The organism is Peptoniphilus ovalis, assembly GCF_018919265.1.
GTDB classification, from domain to species: Bacteria; Bacillota; Clostridia; order Tissierellales; family Peptoniphilaceae; genus Peptoniphilus_A; species Peptoniphilus_A ovalis.
Window position 1 is genome coordinate 94,964 of sequence record NZ_JAHLQO010000003.1, and the last position, 17,653, is coordinate 112,616.

Genomic DNA, 17,653 nt, shown 5'->3' on the forward strand with positions numbered 1-17,653 from the left:
TTTTAAAAGCAAGCTTTTATAGTTTGCTTTTTTTGTTCGTAAAATATATATTCTTTTGATATAATTAAAGGCTAATGTTAAAAGTTTTACCAATTGTATAATTTTTGATATAATTTAAAGTACATTATTATTTAAAATATATAAAAGTAGGTGAGTTTATGGAAAAATGGTTTATAAAAAATTCAAATGATCCAGGAATTGATTATAAAAAACTTGGAATAAATAATGTCGTTTATAAAATTTTAATAAATAGAAATATTGATACAGAAGAAAAAATTAAGAGTTTTTTAGAGCCTGATTTATCAAATTTAAATTCTCCCATACTTTTAAAAGACATGGTAAAAGCTTCAAATTATATTTTAAATTGCATTAGCAAAGAGAAAAAAATTCGAATAATCGGAGATTACGACGTAGATGGAGTAACATCTACTTACATTTTATATAAGGGACTTAAGAGAATTAACGGTCATGTAAGTTATGATATTCCCCACAGAGTTCAAGATGGATATGGCATAAATAATCACTTAATAGATAAAGCAGCCGCAGATGATATTGATCTTATAATTACATGTGACAATGGAATAGCTGCAAGAGATGCTATTGAGTATGCTAATTCTCTAAATATTGATGTAATAGTTACTGATCATCACGAAGTTCCAAAAATTGAAAATTCTGGAGTCGTAGAAGATTTAATTCCTAATGCAAAAGCTGTTATTGATCCTAAGCAAAAGGAATGCAACTATCCATTTCAAGAAATTTGCGGAGCAGTTGTTGCACTTAAACTTATTGAATATTTATATTTAATAAGGGGAGTTGAAAAAGATGAATTCTATGAAACTTTTCTTCCATATGCTGCAATTGCAACAATATGCGATGTAATGCCTATAATTGATGAAAATAGAATCATTGTCTCTGCGGGGATTGAATACCTTAAAAAGTCAAAAGATGTTGGTTTAATTGCTCTTTTTGAAGCCTGTGATATAAATCCGGATAAATTAGATGTGTATCATTTAGGATTTATAATTGGTCCAACAATAAACTCAAGTGGAAGACTTGAATCCGCAAAAAAAGCTATTGCTCTATTATTGGAAGAAGACTATTCAGAAGCTATTAAAATGGCAAAAGAATTAAGGACTTTAAACTCTGAAAGACAGAATTTAACAAATGAAGCTTTTGAACAAATCGACGAAAAAATTATAGATGAAGATATTTTAAATAAACACAATGTTTTAGTTTTATATAAAGAAGGATTAAATGAATCAATACTAGGAATTGTCGCTGGAAAAATAAAGGAAAAATATTATAGACCAGTAGCTGTTCTAAGTGATTCTAATGGAATTTTAAAAGGATCTGGAAGAAGTATTGAAGAATATGATATGTTTATTGAGTTTTCTAAATCAAAGCATCTTTTAAAAAGTTTTGGCGGTCATAAAATGGCTTGTGGACTTTCTTTAGAAAGAGAAAATTTAGAAAAATTCATTGAAGATATCGACTCTAAAGAAAATCTTACAAAGGAAGATTTAATTAAGAAAATATATATTGATGGGCAATTATCCTTAAAATATATTAGTATGCAATTAGCAAAAAATATAGAAAGTTTAGCTCCCTTTGGAAATGGAAATTCTGCTCCGAAATTTGGTGCTAAAAATTTAAATATAATATCCCTTAAAGTCTTGGGGAAAAATAAAAATTTTATAAAAATGACTTTACAAGAAAATAATGTGAATTTTACTGCAACTTTATTTGAAGATGGAAATTCTTTCTTAAATAAATTGGCTAAATATTATGGAAAAAATGCTGTATTAGAACTTTTAAATGGAAGACCTTCAAATATTTTAATTGATATAGTTTTTAATTTGGAAATAAATGAGTATTTAGGAAATTCAAGTATACAGCTAAAAATTAAGAACTATAGAATTACGGGTGAGAAATATGCTAGATAAACTTATAGATAAAATAAAAACTTATAATGAAAATGCTGATTTTGACCTTATTAGAAAAGCCTATGACCTGGCAAAAGAAAAACACGCTGGTCAAAAGAGAAGGTCTGGAGAAGATTATATTATTCATCCACTAAATGTAAGCTTAATACTTGCTGATATGAATATGGATACAGCTACAATTATCGCTGGACTACTTCATGATGTAGTGGAAGATACTGATGTTACACTAGATGAAATTAAAGAAGAATTTGGTGAAGAGATAGCTGATTTAGTTGATGGAGTTACAAAACTTAAGAAATTAAATTATAAAAATAAAGAAGAAAAACAAGCTGAAAATATTAGAAAAATGGTTTTAGCAATGGCTAAAGACATTAGAGTTATCATTGTTAAACTTGCTGATAGACTTCACAATATGAGAACTCTTGAGTACATGACTGATGAAAAGAAAAAGGAAAAGGCAACAGAAACTGTTGAAATTTATGCTCCTCTTGCTGATAGACTTGGTATGAGTAGAATTAAATGGGAACTCGAAGACTTATCCTTAAGATATCTTGATGAAGAAGGCTATTATAAACTTGTTGAAATGGTTAACAAAAGAAGAAATGAAAGAGAAAGCCTTATTAATCATATTATTGAAGTTCTTTATGAAAGTCTAAATAAAGTGGGAATTGAATGCGAAATTAAAGGAAGACCTAAAAACTTCTATTCAATTTATAAAAAGATGAAATTAAAGGGTAAAGTCTTTGATGAAATCTACGATTTATCTGCAGTAAGAATCTTAACTCATTCAGTCAATGATTGTTATGGTGCACTTGGAGTAGTTCATACTCTTTTTAAACCAATTCCTGGTAGATTTAAAGATTATATTGCAATGCCAAAACCAAATAAATATCAATCACTTCACACAACAGTAATTGATAATAATGGTGAAACCTTTGAAGTTCAAATTAGAACTTATGAAATGCATCAAACTGCTGAATATGGTATTGCTGCACACTGGAAATACAAGGCTGGAGTTACTAAAACAACTTCTTTTGATGAAAATTTAACATGGCTTCGTCAATTATTAGAATGGCAAAAAGACTTAGCTGATCCAACTGATTTTATGGACACTCTAAAAATAGATTTCTTTGCCGATGAAGTTTTTGTTTTCTCTCCTAAAGGAGATGTAATAAATCTACCTGAAGGATCTACGCCAATTGACTTTGCTTATAGAATTCACTCACAAGTAGGTAATACTTGTGTTGGGGCAAAAGTTAACGGAAGAATTGTACCACTTAACTACAAACTTCAAAGTGGTAATATAGTTGATATTATTACAAATCCTAACACTAGTCCATCTCTTGATTGGTTAAAAATTGTAAAAAGTCCTCAAGCCCGAAAGAAAATTTCACAATATTTTAAAGTTAAAGATAAAGAAAAAAATATTGAAAGAGGTAGAGATGCTCTTGAACGTGAAGTTAAAAAGCAAGGTTATCAAACTCATTTGATATTAAAAGATGAATGGCTTGAAGAAGTCAAAGAAAAATTAAATATGCTAACTCTTGATGATATGTATGCAGCAATTGGATTTGGAACTATTACTATAAATCAAGTTTTGGCTAAACTAGTTGATATTTATAATAAGCACAATAAAAAAGAAATTACTTCCCCTGAGGAAGTTACTCCTACAAAGAGAAAATACAATACTAATGGTATTGAAGTTAAAGGTGTAGATGGAGTAAATGTAAGAATTGCTAAATGTTGTACTCCAGTACCTGGAGATGATATTGTCGGTTATATTACCATAGGAAGAGGAATTTCAGTACACAGAAAAGACTGTACAAATATGGGCAATAATGTTGACCCTTCTCGACTTGTTGAAGTTAAGTGGCAAAATAATGAGCTTGCAAGTTACAATGCATCTATTGAAATAAGAGCTTTTGATAAACCAAATGTAATTGGAGATATTGCTACTAGAGTCAATGACCAAAAATTAAATATAACTTATTTAAATGCAAAGACTACAAAAAATGGCGATGCAGTAATTGATATTACAGTTGATATCTCAGACTCTGAAGAGTTAAATAAATTGATGGAAAAACTAAAAAGAATTAATAATGTGCTTGAAGTTTATAGAATAAAGGCGTGATTAAATGAGAGCAGTTGTTCAAAGAGTAAAAGAATCCAATGTTTCAGTTGATGGTGAAATCATCTCTAAAATTAACAAGGGTTTAATGGTTTTACTTGGAATAGAAAATGATGATACAGAAGAGGATTTAGATTATATTCTAAAAAAAGTCACAAAACTAAGAGTTTTTGATGATGAAGATGGTGTGATGAATAAATCACTAATTGATTGCGATTTAGAATTATTAGTTGTTAGCCAGTTTACACTTTACGGAGATGTAAGAAAAGGCAATAGACCAAGCTATGTAAGATCTGCAAAATTTGATGAAGGCATAGTTTTATATGAGAAGTTTTTAGAAAAACTTAAAGAATTAAATATTAAATTTGGTCATGGTAAGTATGGCGCTGATATGGATGTATATTTGATAAATGATGGCCCTGTAACAATATTATTAGATTCAAATAAGGAATTTTAGGTGAGTTATGGAATACAAAATTTTAAAATTAGTAGTAGGAGCTTTGCAAGAAAATTGCTTTATAGTTTTTGATGAAAATAAAGAAGCTTTTGTAGTAGACCCTGGCGGTTCTACTGAAGAAATTATAAAGGCAATTGATGAAAATAAATTTAATATTAATTTTATACTTTTAACACATGGGCATGCTGACCATGTGGGAGCTGTAGCTGAATTAAAAGAAAAATACAATGCCCCAGTTTATCTTTCAGAAGAAGATAAAGATTTCTTAGAAAATCCTGAAAATATGAGATCTTCTTCTTTTGGACTAAAAGTTGAAAAGACTAAAGTAGATAATATTGTAAAAGATGGAGATCGTATTAAATTTTCTGATGATGAAATCAAAGTTATTGCAACACCAGGACATACTTTAGGCTCAGTTTGTTATCTATTTAAAAATTTCTTATTTGCTGGGGATACTTTATTTGCTGGATCTATTGGAAGAACTGATTTTCCTGAATCAGATCATAGCTTAATGGTAGAGTCTCTTAAAATTTTAAAAAATCTTGATAATGAAATTTATGTATTATCAGGGCATGGTCCAGAATCTCAAATGGGTTATGAGAAAGATTCCAATCCTTTCTTGAGACAAGTATGATAAAAATAGAATGTGATAAAGAATCTTTAAAAAAGTCAGTCTTTGAATTTTATAGAATGAAATTTAAAGAAAAATATAAAAATTTAGACGATGAGATATATATTGATATAAATAAAAAATATCTATTTTTAAAAATTTTAGATAGAGAAAAAATCATTGAGAAAACTTTTGAAATCAATGAAAATAGTAAATTTCATTTTATAATTAATAAATTTTTATTTGATTTATATAAAGATAGAGATGATTTTGATAAAAGTTACGGAATTCTTACTGGTGTTAGGCCTTTAAAACTTGTTTCAAAAGTTTTTAAAGATAATAATATAGAAGATTCAATAAATATTTTATATGAAAATTATAGAATAGATGAATTTGATTCTAGATTTTTATACAAGATATATTTAAACCAAATAAATATAAGAATGGAAAGTGAACATGATAATTATAATGTCTATGTTCACATTCCTTTTTGTCCGAGTAGATGTTTTTATTGTTCCTTTGATACAACTATAAAAAACAAAATTAAAATGGACAAATATACAGAAAATATTTGTAAAGATATTAACAATTATGAATTAAAGTTTAACAAAAATCCTCATTCAATTTATATTGGTGGCGGAACACCAACTGCAATAGGGCTTGAAAATTTAGAAAAAATTGTAAAATCCATAAAAAATAAATTTAGAGAAACTCAAGAGTTTACAGTTGAATGTGGAAGAATTGATTCTCTAAGTGTTGAGATTTTAGAGATGTTAAAAAATAATGGAGTAAATAGGATAAGTTTAAATCCACAAACTTTTAATGATGAAGTGTTAAATAGATTAAATAGAGTGGGTAATAAGGACTTTAAATATTGGTTTGATCTAGCTAAAAAAATTGGCTTTGAAATTATAAATATGGATTTAATAATGGGCTTACCTGAAGAAGATATAGAAATGATACTTAATTCTATTAGAAAGACTATAGAATTTAATCCCGATAATATAACAATTCACACTTTGGCTCTTAAAAACGGATCAAAACTTTTTGAAAATCACTACTTAAATAAAGACGACTACAAAAATTTATTAAAAGAGTCCAAAAACCTATTAATATCTAATGGATATAATCCTTATTATTTATACAGACAGAAAAAATCAGTTATAAGTTCAGAAAATATTGGATATGCAAAAGGAGAAAAGTCCTCGATATACAATATCGTCATGATGGAAGAAATTGAAAATATTATAGGATTTGGTTTAGGCGCAAGTACAAAGATTTTAAACTCAAAAGGAAGATTTGAAAGAAATATAAATTCTAAAAATTTAGAAGATTTTATTAAGGAGTAAATCTTGAAATTAAATTATATTTTAAAAAATGTTAAAATAATAGACAGTAATTTTGAAATCAAAGAAAATTTAGAAATAAATAACATAGCCTTTCATACAGATGATGTAAGTGAAGGCTCTATTTTTGTTGCAATTAAGGGGTATATTACTGATGGACACAAATTTATACCTAAAGTAAAAGATCTTGGAGCAAAAATTGCAATTGTGGAAGAATTTTCTGATGCTGAAATTAAACAATTAAAAGTAGAAAATACTAGAAAAACTCTTGCAGATATATCAGCCAATTTTTATAATCATCCATCCAAAGAAATGAATGTCATTGGAATTACTGCAACAAATGGTAAGACTACAACTGCTTTTATGGTGGATAAAATATTAACTGAAGCTAAAAAAAATTCTGGAATGATTGGAACAGTACTTACAAAATATGACGATACTAAAATTCCTTCTCTTCTAACAACTCCTGAATCTCTAACTTTGCAAAAATATATTAGAGACATGAAAAATCATAAAGTTGAATATCTAACTATGGAAGTTTCTTCTTCAGCACAAGAACTTTATAGAAATAGAAATATTGACTTTGATATAGTGACTTTTAATAATCTTGGAAGAGAACATATTGATCAACATGGCAGCTTTGAAAAATATTTTCAATACAAATCAAGACTCATTAGACATGCAAAAAAAGATTCTATAGCTATATTAAATGCAGATGATGAATTAATCTACTCTTTAAGAGAAAAAACAAAAGCAAATGTACTCACATTTTCATTAGAAAATAATACTTCTGATTTTGGGATTTCAGATTTAGATTTAAGTACTGGTATGGGAAATTTTACTTTCAAAATCAATAGAGATATAGAAATTAAAGATTTAAAAATTCCTAAAACTGAATTTAAAATTAATTTAGGTTCTGTGGGATATTCTTCTGTTATGAACTCAGTAGTTGCTATTATAATTTCACTAGTAATAGGAATCGATCTTGAAATGATTCAAAGAGCTTTAAAAAACTTCACAGGTGTCGAAAGAAGATTTGAATTAATTTATGATAATGAATTTAAAATCCTAGATGACCACTTTGCAAACGAAAAAAATATTGACTCAACTATGAGTACTTTAAAAGAAATGAAGTACAATAATCTTCATATTTTATATGCTATAAGAGGTAAGAGAGGATATGAAGTCAATAAAGAAATTGCAGAAAGACTTGTTAAATGGATTAAAATCTTAAAACCTAATTCAATTTGTGCAACTCTTTCAAGAGAAACTGTTACTGAAAAAGATAGGGTTACTGATGAAGAATTAGCTATTTTTAAAGAAATTCTTGATAATGAAAATATAGATTACAAAATTTACGATAATCTTTGCGACTCTATTGATGAGAATATAGACATACTTGAAAATGGTGATGTCCTTTTACTTGCAGGTTGTCAAGGAATGGATAAAGGCGCAGGAATAGTTCTTAACAAATTAACAGAAGATGGTAAAACTAATGAAGTTCAAAGCCTTAGGAATATTGTAAACAATAGAATTTGTTGAATTTTTAATTCCCTTGTTTTATAATTAAGTAAGATTAATATGAATTAATTTATTAAATAAATCGCTATGCGTTATATAAATCACCCATGGTGTTAACGAGTAAGCTCCAAACCATTTGTGGATTGGAGCTTAATTTATAAGGAGGAAATATGGCTGAAAATATGGGCAATCTCAGAAGAACACATTATTGTAATGAGATTTCAGAAGATTTAGTATCAAAAGAAGTAACCTTAATGGGATGGGTAGCTAAGCAAAGGTCCCTTGGTTCTATTATATTTGTTGATTTAAGAGATAGAAGTGGTATAGCACAAATTGTTTTCGATGATACTTGTGGCGATGAACTTCTAGAAAAAGCTTCTCACATTAGAGGAGAATTTGTAATCGCCGTTAGGGGTAAGATAAGAGAAAGATCTTCAATCAACGAAGAATTAGATACAGGCTCAGTAGAAGTTTTGGCAGAAGAATTGAGAATTCTTAGTGAATCTGAAGTTCCACCAATTTATGTAAAAGACAATGATAATGTGTCTGAAAATATGAGATTGAAATACAGAACTTTGGATCTTAGAAAACCAAGTATGCAAAAAAACTTAATGATAAGATCTGAAATTTATAAAATTACTAGAGACTTTTTCTATGAGCACGGCTTTATTGAAATAGAAACTCCAATGTTAACAAAACCAACTCCTGAGGGAGCAAGAGATTACTTGGTACCAAGTAGAGTTAATGCCGGTAAATTTTATGCACTACCTCAATCTCCACAACTTATGAAACAACTTCTAATGGTTGCTGGTCTTGATAGATATATCCAAATAACAAAGTGTTTTAGAGATGAAGATTTAAGAGCTAATAGACAACCAGAATTTACTCAAATAGATTTAGAAATGTCTTTTGTAACTGAAGAAGAAGTTATGTCTATAAATGAAGCTTTTCTTAAAAAACTATTTAAAGAAATATTAGATATAGATATAGAACTTCCAATCAAAAGAATGGAATATCAAGAGGCAATGGATAGATTTGGTGTGGATAAGCCAGATTTAAGATTTGGCATGGAACTTGTTGATATTTCAGAAATTGTCAAGGACTGTGGATTTAAAGTTTTTGAAAACAATGTAGAAAAGGGAAGAAGTGTCAGAGGAATTAAAGTAGAAGGTGGAGACGAGGCATATTCTAAAAAACAAGTTAAAAAGCTTGAATCCTTTGTAAAAGATTATAAAGCAGCTGGTCTTTCATGGATTAGAATTGGAGAAGAAATTGACTCACCAATTTCAAAATTCCTATCAGAAGAAACTCTGGATAATATTTTAGAGGCTTTTGATGCTAAGAAGGGCGATTTAATATTAATTCTTGCTGATAAAAATTCAGTTGTATACAGTGGTCTTGGTAACTTAAGAAATAAAGTTGCTAGAGATTTAAATCTAATTAATAACAATGATTATAAACTTGTTTGGATAACAAAATTCCCATTATTTGAATACGATGAAGAAGAAGAAAGATATGTAGCAATGCACCATCCATTTACTAGTCCACTTGATAGTGATATAGATAAATTAGTAAATGATAAGGAAAACGCAAGAGCAAAAGCTTATGATCTTGTAATTAATGGAGACGAAATGGGTGGGGGAAGTATAAGAATTAACGACCCTGATATCCAAGAAAAAATGTTTGAAGCTTTAGGTTTATCTCAAGAAGAAGCTAATGAAAAATTTGGTTTCCTTTTAGATGCATTTAAATACGGTGCTCCACCACATGGAGGTCTTGCCTATGGTTTAGATAGACTGGTTATGTTATTTACTAACGCATCAAGTATAAGAGATGTAATAGCATTTCCTAAAACACAAGCTGCAACATGTCTATTAACTGGAGCTCCAACTGAATTATCTGACAAACAATTAGAAGAAGTTCATATTAAAGTTGTAGAATAAGGTGATATTTTGGAAGGTGTTGGTATTGTCAGAAAAGTAGGCAATAATAAAATTATTGTTGAATTTGTAAGACAAAGTGCATGTGGTGAGAGTTGCGCTACATGCAGCGCTAAATGTGCAGAATCTGAAGTGGAATTTTTAGAATTTAATAATAATATTTCTGCTAAACAGGGAGATTTAGTTAAAATTAAAAATAATACTAAAAATATTTTATCTTATAAATTTCTAGTATACGGACTTCCATTAATATTATTTATGACTTCTACTTCTGCTGCATATTTTATTTTAAATAAATATTCAATAAATAACACTGATTTAATTTCTCTAATTGTTGGAATTATATCTTTAGTTATTGCCTTTATAATTATTAAATCTATAGATAATAAATATAAAAAAAGCACTGATGCTGCTATTTTATTAGAAAAATTGTAGGTGGATAATGAATAGCAAAAACTGGCAGAAAATTTTCTTTATTTTTTCTATAACTGTTTTAGTAGTTTCAATAGTTTTTTTCATATATTCTATTGCCAATAAAAAATACTCTTCAAAACTTGAAATGGAAAATAATAGAATTAAAGAAGAAATTCAAGAAATTAAAGATAAATCAAAAAAAATAAATGAAGAAAATAATGAAATAGATGTTGATTTAAATTTAAAATCACAAGAATTTTATGAAAAGTATGGATATCAGTTTGAATCTAATAAAAGTGATGAAATAAAAAATATAGTCGATAATTTAAAGGAAGAGAATAAAAATTTATCTCAGAATATAAAAACAGAAATTAAAAATTATGAAAATTTTTATTTGTCAAATATTTATGAAAATGAAAATTTCGATAAATCAGTTGATTTTTTCTTGAATTTTGAACAAAATTCAAACTTTGAAAAGGTTAATAATATTTATAGTGAACTTGATATTGATAATTTAATAAAGAATTCTGATGGCTTTATTAAATATATTCTTGATGAAAATAATGAACCTCTTGATTTAAAAATCTTACTTTTTTACGCTTCAATTTATTCTTATGAGATTTATAATTTTCAAGAAAATAATTCTGTCAATATTTCTGATGTAATAACTAACTTAAATAATTTAAGATTCATTTATTCAGAGATGGAAAGAAAAAATTATAATGTTGGAGATTTAAAGCCAAATAAATTAGAAAATTTAATTATTTTTATATCTGAAAAGGCTAAAAAATATTATGAAAATCAAGGAATAATTAAATCCTTAGAAAAGGGTGCATAAAATGAAAAATAATTTTAAAATTTTGATATCCATAGGTATTTTATTTTTAGGATTTGTTTTTACATTTTTTGGACTTAAAAATATGAGAAGTATGAAAACTTCTTATTTTAAAATTTCTAGAGAAAATACTAGTATATTGGCAGAGCTTGAAAATTCAAAGAAAAATTATGACTATTTAAATCAAACATTAAATAATAAAAAAACAAGAGTTGAAAATTTAAATAATGAGCTTGAAAAATTTGATATTATTTCTAGTAAAAGCTCTGAAATTGAAGATCTTAATTTAAAACTTCAAGATTCTATATTATTTTTTCAAAATAATTTTTTTGACAATTATTTTGAAAGTCATAATAAAATAAAGGATGAAAAGTCGTTAAATGGGATTTTTATAAACTCAGATTTAGATGATATTTCAATTAAATCAAATTTAGCTATGCTACCTTATATTATAAATTCACCAATAAATTATGTATTAAATCAAAAAATAGGAAGACATAATGCAAAAGTTTATGAAAATTTAGGAATTTTAAAATATTTAGAAAATGGAGATAATTATTTAATTAAATCCATTATTTTAAATGATAGCTCTGAAATTTCAAATTTAGTTGAAGATAAAAATAAAATCTCTCTTTCAGTTAGAGATTATTATTCTGTTTATAAAAATATTTATAAGCAATCAATTTCTTCTAACAAATTTATAGATAGTAAGAATTTAAATTTTAATGACATTAATGAAAATGAAATAAAAAATAATAATGAATTTAATACATTAAACGCTATTGCTATTGAAATTCTTAACACTTCTGTAAACTATCTTAATGATTTTAACATTTCAAAAGATGGGAAAGAGACAAAACTTTTAAATAATGAAGAAGTCTTGATGAGTGAAAAATCAATTGATAATAAAATAATTACAACTTATTATAATAATATTTATGGATATGATTATAATTTTATAGATGAAATAAATTAATGCTTGTGCATTTAAGTTGGGAGAAAAATGGAAAGTAATTTAATTAGGCTGAATTATGATGACAAAGAAATAATATTAATACCAACTGCTCATGTTTCTGTAGAAAGTGCTAATCTTGTTAGAGAAACTATTGAGAAAGAGAATCCAGATTCAATTTGTATTGAACTTGATGAAGATAGGTATAAAAATTTAAAGAATCCTAATTCATGGAAAAATACTAATATTATAGATGTAATTAAACAAAAGAAGGTTGTACTTTTAATTGCAAATCTAATACTTAGTTCATATCAAAGAAATATAGCAAAAAAATTAAAGACAAATCCTGGTCAAGAGATGATGGAAGGGATGAAAGCTTCAGAAAAGTATGGAATTAATTTAGTACTTGCTGATAGAAATATTCAAACAACATTTTTAAGAATATGGAGAAAAATGGGTTTCTTTGAAAAGATAAAACTCATTTTTTCCTTTGTTTTAATGGATGATGATGAGGAAGTTTCTGAAGAGGATTTGCAGAAATTAATTAATAGAGACAATCTTGAGCTAGTAATTGATGATATGGCAAAGGATTATCCTCAAATTGCAGAGACTCTTCTAAGAGAAAGAGATAAATATCTTGCTTATAATATAAAAAATGCACCTGGAAATAAAGTTATTGCCATTCTTGGCGCAGCACATACTCCAGGTGTTGAAAAAGAAATTTACAAAGATCAAGATATTGAAAAATTAAATAAAATTCCAGAAAAATCCTTTATGAGTAAAATAATTCCATGGATAATACCTGTTTTAATTGTAATTCTTGTAATTCTAGGATTCAATCAAAATGTAGACACAGGAATTGAACAAATAAAATCATGGTTTTTATTTAATTCAATATTAGCAGGACTTTTCACGGCTATATGTTTGCCTCATCCTTTAACTGTAATAACTGCTATAGTTACTGCACCATTTACGTCAATGAATCCAATGCTTGCATGTGGATGGTTTGCAGGATTATGCGAAGCTACTTTAAAGAAACCTACTGTTGATGATGTAAATAAAATTCCTGATGATATATTTAATTTTAAAAGTTGGATAAATAATAAATTTTTAAAAGCACTTCTTGTTGTAATACTAGCAAATTTAGGTTCTTCAATTGGAACTATTATTGCAGGAAGTAGAATAATTCAAACTATAATATAAAAAAGATAATGAGAATAAAAACTCATTATCTTTTTTTTATAAATATTTCTCTAAAAATTCTAAAAATCCCTTGTGATATAACAACTCCAAGTGCAAGAGCTGCAGATGTAAGAATTGTAAGAATTAATTGCTCTTGCATCTTGTCATAATTAGAATTTATAAAATTATACATTATATAATACATTCCCGCTCCAGGTACTAATGGTACAAGGCAAGGAATTAAAAAAACTGTCGCTGGTTTTTTATACATAATTGCCATGATTTCTGAAAATAGACCAATTAAAAATGCAGATATAAAATTTGAAACAATATAACTTGTATCAAAAGACTTAATTATCTCAAATATAAACCATATAAATCCACTTAATATTGAGGTAACTAGTCTTACTCTATAAGGTAATTTAAAATAAATTGTAAATCCATAAGTGGCAAGTGCTGCCAATAAAAATTGCATTAAACTATTCATAATAATGGCCCCATTAATTTAAGTCCTACACCGACTCCAAAAGCAATCGCAAGCGCAATAAAAAATGCTTTTATCATTGTAATAGCTCCTGTAATAAATTCACCACTCATAATATCTCTTACTGAGTTAGTAATTGAAACTCCAGGAACTAAAATCATTATAACTCCTATGATAATATTATCAATATTTGAACCAATTCCAAATTTTACAAAAATTATTGCAAGAACAGAAGTTATAAAAGCAGCGATTATATTGTTTATAAAAAATGAAAACTTTAAAACGCTCAATTTATCAAAGATCCAAGCTACAAAAACTCCAATTATAAAACTTCCTACAAAGTCCATTGCATCTCCACCAAATAACAATGTAAAAAAAGATGTAGCAATCCCAGCTCCAAAATATAATTTACCTTTATGCTCACTGGTGTGATCAATATCATAAAGAATGTCATATCCTTCTTGAATCGATAAGTCTTCTGTTACAAATTCTCTTGAAAAACTATTGACTCTATCAATTTTATATAAGTTTGTATCAGATATAGTGATCTTTCTAAAATTGCTTAAAGTTTCTCCATCATATTCAATTGATAAAAAAATTGCTGAAGGTAGTGCATAGGATGAGACATTTGAAATATTTGATACAGATTTACAAATTCTTTCAACTGTGTCTTCGGCTCTATAGCTTTCAGCACCATTTTGTATTAAAAGCGCACCCGTATATAGAGAAAGATTCATCAAATCCTTTGCTTCTTTAATACTGTTTAAAACCTTTGACATTTTATCACCAAGTTAATTATACTATCTAATTTTTTCATTCTCAATTAGAAATAGTAAATTGAATCTATTTAACAGTTTTGATATAATTATCAAGATAGGGGTGATTATATGGAAATGCCCATAGTTTCAATAATTGGCAGACCTAATGTAGGCAAGTCTACATTATTTAATAAAATTGTCGGTAGAAAAGTTTCTATAACAGAAGATACTCCTGGCGTTACTAGAGATAGAATTTATCAACCAGCCAGTTGGCTTAATTATAAATTTCTTTTAGTTGATACAGGTGGTTTAGATTTAAAAGATGAAGATATATTTATGTCTAGTATCAAGGCACAAATTGATATGGCATTGGAAACTTCTGATGTCGTAATCTTTTTAGTGGATGGTGCAGAAGGACTAAATCCAACTGATAGAGAAATTTCTCAATTTTTAAGAAAGACAAAAACTAAAGTTATTTTAGCAGTAAATAAATTTGATTCTAAAATTACTCGTGAAAATATATACGATTTTTATGAATTAGGACTTGGAGAACCAATCGGTGTCAGTGCAGAACAAGGAATTGGTGTTGGCGATTTATTAGACGAAGTCGTAAAAGACTTAACTCCAATTGAAGATTTAGAAGATGATGATTTAATTAGAGTTACATTGATTGGTAAGCCTAATGTCGGTAAATCTTCTTTATTAAATTATTTAACTGGAGAGAATAGATCTATTGTTACTAATATTCCTGGAACAACTAGGGACTCTATTGATTCTTTAATAAAACATAATGATAGTGAATATGTTTTTGTAGATACTGCTGGACTAAGAAAAAAGAAGAAAGTTGAAAAAGGAGTAGAAAGATACTCTGTAATACGAACTCTTACAGCTATTGAAAGATCAAATGTATGTGTACTTATGATTGATGCTGTAGAGGGAGTGAGTGAACAAGATTCTAAAATTGTTGGATATGCTCATGATAATAATAAGGCAATAATTGTGGCTGTAAATAAATGGGATGCAGTGGAAAAAGAAACAAATACTATGAAAAAATATGAAAAGGAAATTAGAGAAGAACTTCCTTTTATTAATTATGCTCCAATTATATTTATTTCAGCTAAAACTGGTCAAAGAGTAAGTGATTTTTTAGATTTAATTGAAGTCGTAAACAATAATTACAATCATAGAATTCAAACAGGAGTTTTAAATGATATTTTAAATAGAGCTGTACTTTCTAATCAACCTCCTTCCGATAAAGGTAAAAGAGGAAAATTATATTACGGTTCTCAAGTAAGTGTTAGGCCTCCGAGATTTTTATTATCCGTAAATGACAGACAATTATTTCACTTTTCATACATGAGATATCTTGAAAATCAAATTAGATCCACTTATTCATTTATTGGAACACCTATTATTTTAGATTTAAAAAATCGTGGAGAAAAGAATAAATGACATATATCATAGTTTTTATAATCTCTTATTTTATAGGGACAATATCTGGAAGCTATATAATAGGCAAGGTATTTTTAAATAAAGATATAAGAAATTATGGATCTGGAAATGCTGGAACTACTAATGCTATGAGAGTTCTAGGAAAAAAAGCTGGAGTTTTAACCTTTTTAATTGACTTTTTAAAAGGTGTTTTTGTAACTTTTATTATAAATAAATTTTTTGGTAATAATTATGTTCCACTAGGTATATTGGGAGCAGTGATTGGACATGATTTTCCATTTTATATGAATTTTAAAGGAGGAAAGGGAGTTGCGACAACTCTTGGAGCTCTTGCTCTTTACAATCTTCCTCTAACTTTTATATGTTATTTATTTTGGGTTTTTGGAACAATAATATCTAAAATAGTTTCTTTAGGTTCAATATTATTTTTCCTTTCAATTATTTTTGTTTATCATATATTTTCTGATATTTCATTTAATAATGTTATTATCATAGATATTATTTCAATAATAGGAATTATAAGACATAAAGACAATATTAAGAGATTATTTAATGGTACAGAAAATAAAATAGGAGGAAAAAAATGAATATTACTCTTGTTGGCGGCGGTAGCTGGGGTACAGCAATCGCTAGATTATTAGTTAATAATGGACATAGTTTAAATTTTTGTATAAGAAATAAAACTGTTATAAAAGATTTAGAAAATAATAAAGAAAATTCTAAATATTTACCTGGTTCAAAATTTGAAAAAGATTTTAATTTAACAGATGATTTAAAATCTGTCATAAAAGATATTGATGTTTTTGTAATAGGTGTTCCAACATCAGCTTGTAGAGAAATTTTAGAATCTATTAAAGAAGATTTATCAAAAGATACTATTATAGTGAATTTATCAAAAGGGATTGAACTAGAAACTCTTGATAGAATTTCTGAAATTTCAGAAGAAATTCTTCCAGATAATCCCTTTGTTGCATTGTCTGGTCCGTCTCATGCAGAAGAAGTAGGTAAGGATATACCTACAACTGTTGTAGTATCTTCAAAAGATTTAGAGGCTGCAAGAATAATTCAAAAAGAATTTTCAACTTCTGTATTCAGAATATACACAAACCCTGATTTAATTGGAGTTGAAATGGGGGGAGCTTTAAAAAATATTATAGCTCTTGCTGCTGGTATGAATGACGGATTAGAATTTGGTGATAATTCTAAAGCAGCACTAATGACTCGTGGAATTTATGAAATGAGTAAACTTGGAATAGCTATGGGTGCAAATCCTCACACATTCAACGGTCTTTCTGGGATTGGAGACTTAATAGTAACTTGTACAAGTATGCATTCTAGGAATAGAAGAGCGGGAATTTTAATTGGCAAGGGTCTTTCAATGGAGGAAGCTTGTAAAGAAGTTGGACAAGTTGTTGAAGGTGTAAAAACAGTTAAATCTGCATATAGACTTGCAAAGTTAAAGAATATTGAAATGCCTATAACAGATATTTTATATAAGGTATTATATGAAAATTATGATCCTTTAATTGCAGTAAAAGATTTAATGACTAGAAAAAACAAAGATGAAATTGAGCAAATATTCTTTGAATAATATCATATTAAGCCATTATATGGTATAATTATTTTGTAAA

16 protein-coding genes are annotated in these 17,653 nt (G+C 27.3%); 14 read left to right on the forward strand and 2 right to left on the reverse strand.

Annotated elements, in window-relative coordinates; all coding sequences use genetic code 11:
* Positions 1-158 precede the first annotated feature (158 nt).
* From recJ to KQI68_RS04165, 11 genes are all read left to right on the forward strand, one after another.
* The gene (gene recJ, locus KQI68_RS04115; protein WP_216548871.1) at positions 159-1,943 is read left to right on the forward strand and encodes a single-stranded-DNA-specific exonuclease RecJ; all 1,785 of its coding nucleotides are present in this window, start codon (positions 159-161) and stop codon (positions 1,941-1,943) included.
* Positions 1,933-4,074: a RelA/SpoT family protein gene (locus KQI68_RS04120; protein WP_216548872.1), complete on the forward strand. Its 2,142-nt coding sequence runs from the start codon at positions 1,933-1,935 to the stop codon at positions 4,072-4,074. The genes recJ and KQI68_RS04120 overlap by 11 nt, the downstream gene beginning before the upstream one ends.
* 4 nt (positions 4,075-4,078) lie before the next feature.
* Positions 4,079-4,528 carry a D-aminoacyl-tRNA deacylase gene (gene dtd / locus KQI68_RS04125; RefSeq protein WP_216548873.1) on the forward strand — a complete coding sequence of 150 codons (450 nt, stop codon included), beginning with the start codon at positions 4,079-4,081 and terminating at the stop codon, positions 4,526-4,528.
* A gap of 7 nt (positions 4,529-4,535) precedes the next feature.
* Positions 4,536-5,162, forward strand: a complete 627-nt coding sequence (locus tag KQI68_RS04130) for an MBL fold metallo-hydrolase (protein WP_216548874.1) — start codon at positions 4,536-4,538, stop codon at positions 5,160-5,162.
* Entirely contained in the window at positions 5,159-6,487 is a 1,329-nt protein-coding gene (gene hemZ / locus KQI68_RS04135; protein WP_216548875.1) for a coproporphyrinogen dehydrogenase HemZ, read from the forward strand. Before KQI68_RS04130 ends, hemZ begins: the two co-directional genes overlap by 4 nt.
* Before the next feature lie 3 nt (positions 6,488-6,490).
* Positions 6,491-8,026, forward strand: a complete 1,536-nt coding sequence (locus tag KQI68_RS04140; RefSeq protein WP_216548876.1) for a Mur ligase family protein — start codon at positions 6,491-6,493, stop codon at positions 8,024-8,026.
* A gap of 149 nt (positions 8,027-8,175) precedes the next feature.
* The gene (aspS, locus tag KQI68_RS04145; RefSeq protein ID WP_216548877.1) at positions 8,176-9,948 is read left to right on the forward strand and encodes an aspartate--tRNA ligase; all 1,773 of its coding nucleotides are present in this window, start codon (positions 8,176-8,178) and stop codon (positions 9,946-9,948) included.
* Positions 9,949-9,957: 9 nt separating this feature from the next.
* Entirely contained in the window at positions 9,958-10,380 is a 423-nt protein-coding gene (locus KQI68_RS04150) for a SoxR reducing system RseC family protein (RefSeq protein WP_216548878.1), read from the forward strand.
* Between the two features lie 7 nt (positions 10,381-10,387).
* On the forward strand, positions 10,388-11,197 hold the full coding sequence (locus KQI68_RS04155; RefSeq protein WP_216548879.1) for a hypothetical protein: 810 nt from the start codon (positions 10,388-10,390) through the stop codon (positions 11,195-11,197).
* Between the two features lies 1 nt (position 11,198).
* Positions 11,199-12,170: a hypothetical protein gene (locus tag KQI68_RS04160; protein ID WP_216548880.1), complete on the forward strand. Its 972-nt coding sequence runs from the start codon at positions 11,199-11,201 to the stop codon at positions 12,168-12,170.
* 27 nt (positions 12,171-12,197) lie between these two features.
* Positions 12,198-13,349 (forward strand): TraB/GumN family protein, encoded by a 1,152-nt coding sequence (locus tag KQI68_RS04165; protein WP_216548881.1) that lies wholly within the window; start codon positions 12,198-12,200, stop codon positions 13,347-13,349.
* A gap of 25 nt (positions 13,350-13,374) precedes the next feature.
* Here the strand turns inward: KQI68_RS04165 and KQI68_RS04170 are convergent, their stop codons facing one another.
* Positions 13,375-13,815 (reverse strand): threonine/serine exporter family protein, encoded by a 441-nt coding sequence (locus KQI68_RS04170; protein WP_216548882.1) that lies wholly within the window; start codon positions 13,813-13,815, stop codon positions 13,375-13,377.
* Complete coding sequence (locus tag KQI68_RS04175) at positions 13,812-14,591, reverse strand: threonine/serine exporter family protein (protein ID WP_216548883.1); 780 nt, start codon at positions 14,589-14,591, stop codon at positions 13,812-13,814. The genes KQI68_RS04170 and KQI68_RS04175 overlap by 4 nt, the downstream gene beginning before the upstream one ends.
* Positions 14,592-14,699: 108 nt before the next feature.
* On the opposite strand from KQI68_RS04175, the gene der reads away from it, so the two are divergent.
* Genes der through KQI68_RS04190 form a run of 3 tightly spaced genes read left to right on the forward strand, consistent with a single transcriptional unit; the run spans position 14,700 to position 17,613 of the window.
* On the forward strand, positions 14,700-16,022 hold the full coding sequence (gene der / locus KQI68_RS04180; RefSeq protein WP_216548884.1) for a ribosome biogenesis GTPase Der: 1,323 nt from the start codon (positions 14,700-14,702) through the stop codon (positions 16,020-16,022).
* Complete coding sequence (gene plsY, locus KQI68_RS04185; RefSeq protein ID WP_216548885.1) at positions 16,019-16,609, forward strand: glycerol-3-phosphate 1-O-acyltransferase PlsY; 591 nt, start codon at positions 16,019-16,021, stop codon at positions 16,607-16,609. The genes der and plsY overlap by 4 nt, the downstream gene beginning before the upstream one ends.
* Positions 16,606-17,613, forward strand: a complete 1,008-nt coding sequence (locus KQI68_RS04190) for an NAD(P)H-dependent glycerol-3-phosphate dehydrogenase (RefSeq protein ID WP_216548886.1) — start codon at positions 16,606-16,608, stop codon at positions 17,611-17,613. The genes plsY and KQI68_RS04190 overlap by 4 nt, the downstream gene beginning before the upstream one ends.
* Positions 17,614-17,653 lie beyond the last annotated feature (40 nt).

Coding starts and splice junctions, on each gene's coding strand:
- recJ (WP_216548871.1), top strand. CDS start 159: ATGGAAAAATGGTTTATAAAAAATTCAAATGATCCAGGAATTGATTAT.
- KQI68_RS04120 (WP_216548872.1), top strand. CDS start 1,933: ATGCTAGATAAACTTATAGATAAAATAAAAACTTATAATGAAAATGCT.
- dtd (WP_216548873.1), top strand. CDS start 4,079: ATGAGAGCAGTTGTTCAAAGAGTAAAAGAATCCAATGTTTCAGTTGAT.
- KQI68_RS04130 (WP_216548874.1), top strand. CDS start 4,536: ATGGAATACAAAATTTTAAAATTAGTAGTAGGAGCTTTGCAAGAAAAT.
- hemZ (WP_216548875.1), top strand. CDS start 5,159: ATGATAAAAATAGAATGTGATAAAGAATCTTTAAAAAAGTCAGTCTTT.
- aspS (WP_216548877.1), top strand. CDS start 8,176: ATGGCTGAAAATATGGGCAATCTCAGAAGAACACATTATTGTAATGAG.
- KQI68_RS04155 (WP_216548879.1), top strand. CDS start 10,388: ATGAATAGCAAAAACTGGCAGAAAATTTTCTTTATTTTTTCTATAACT.
- KQI68_RS04160 (WP_216548880.1), top strand. CDS start 11,199: ATGAAAAATAATTTTAAAATTTTGATATCCATAGGTATTTTATTTTTA.
- KQI68_RS04165 (WP_216548881.1), top strand. CDS start 12,198: ATGGAAAGTAATTTAATTAGGCTGAATTATGATGACAAAGAAATAATA.
- KQI68_RS04170 (WP_216548882.1), bottom strand. CDS start 13,815: ATGAATAGTTTAATGCAATTTTTATTGGCAGCACTTGCCACTTATGGA.
- KQI68_RS04175 (WP_216548883.1), bottom strand. CDS start 14,591: ATGTCAAAGGTTTTAAACAGTATTAAAGAAGCAAAGGATTTGATGAAT.
- der (WP_216548884.1), top strand. CDS start 14,700: ATGGAAATGCCCATAGTTTCAATAATTGGCAGACCTAATGTAGGCAAG.
- plsY (WP_216548885.1), top strand. CDS start 16,019: ATGACATATATCATAGTTTTTATAATCTCTTATTTTATAGGGACAATA.
- KQI68_RS04190 (WP_216548886.1), top strand. CDS start 16,606: ATGAATATTACTCTTGTTGGCGGCGGTAGCTGGGGTACAGCAATCGCT.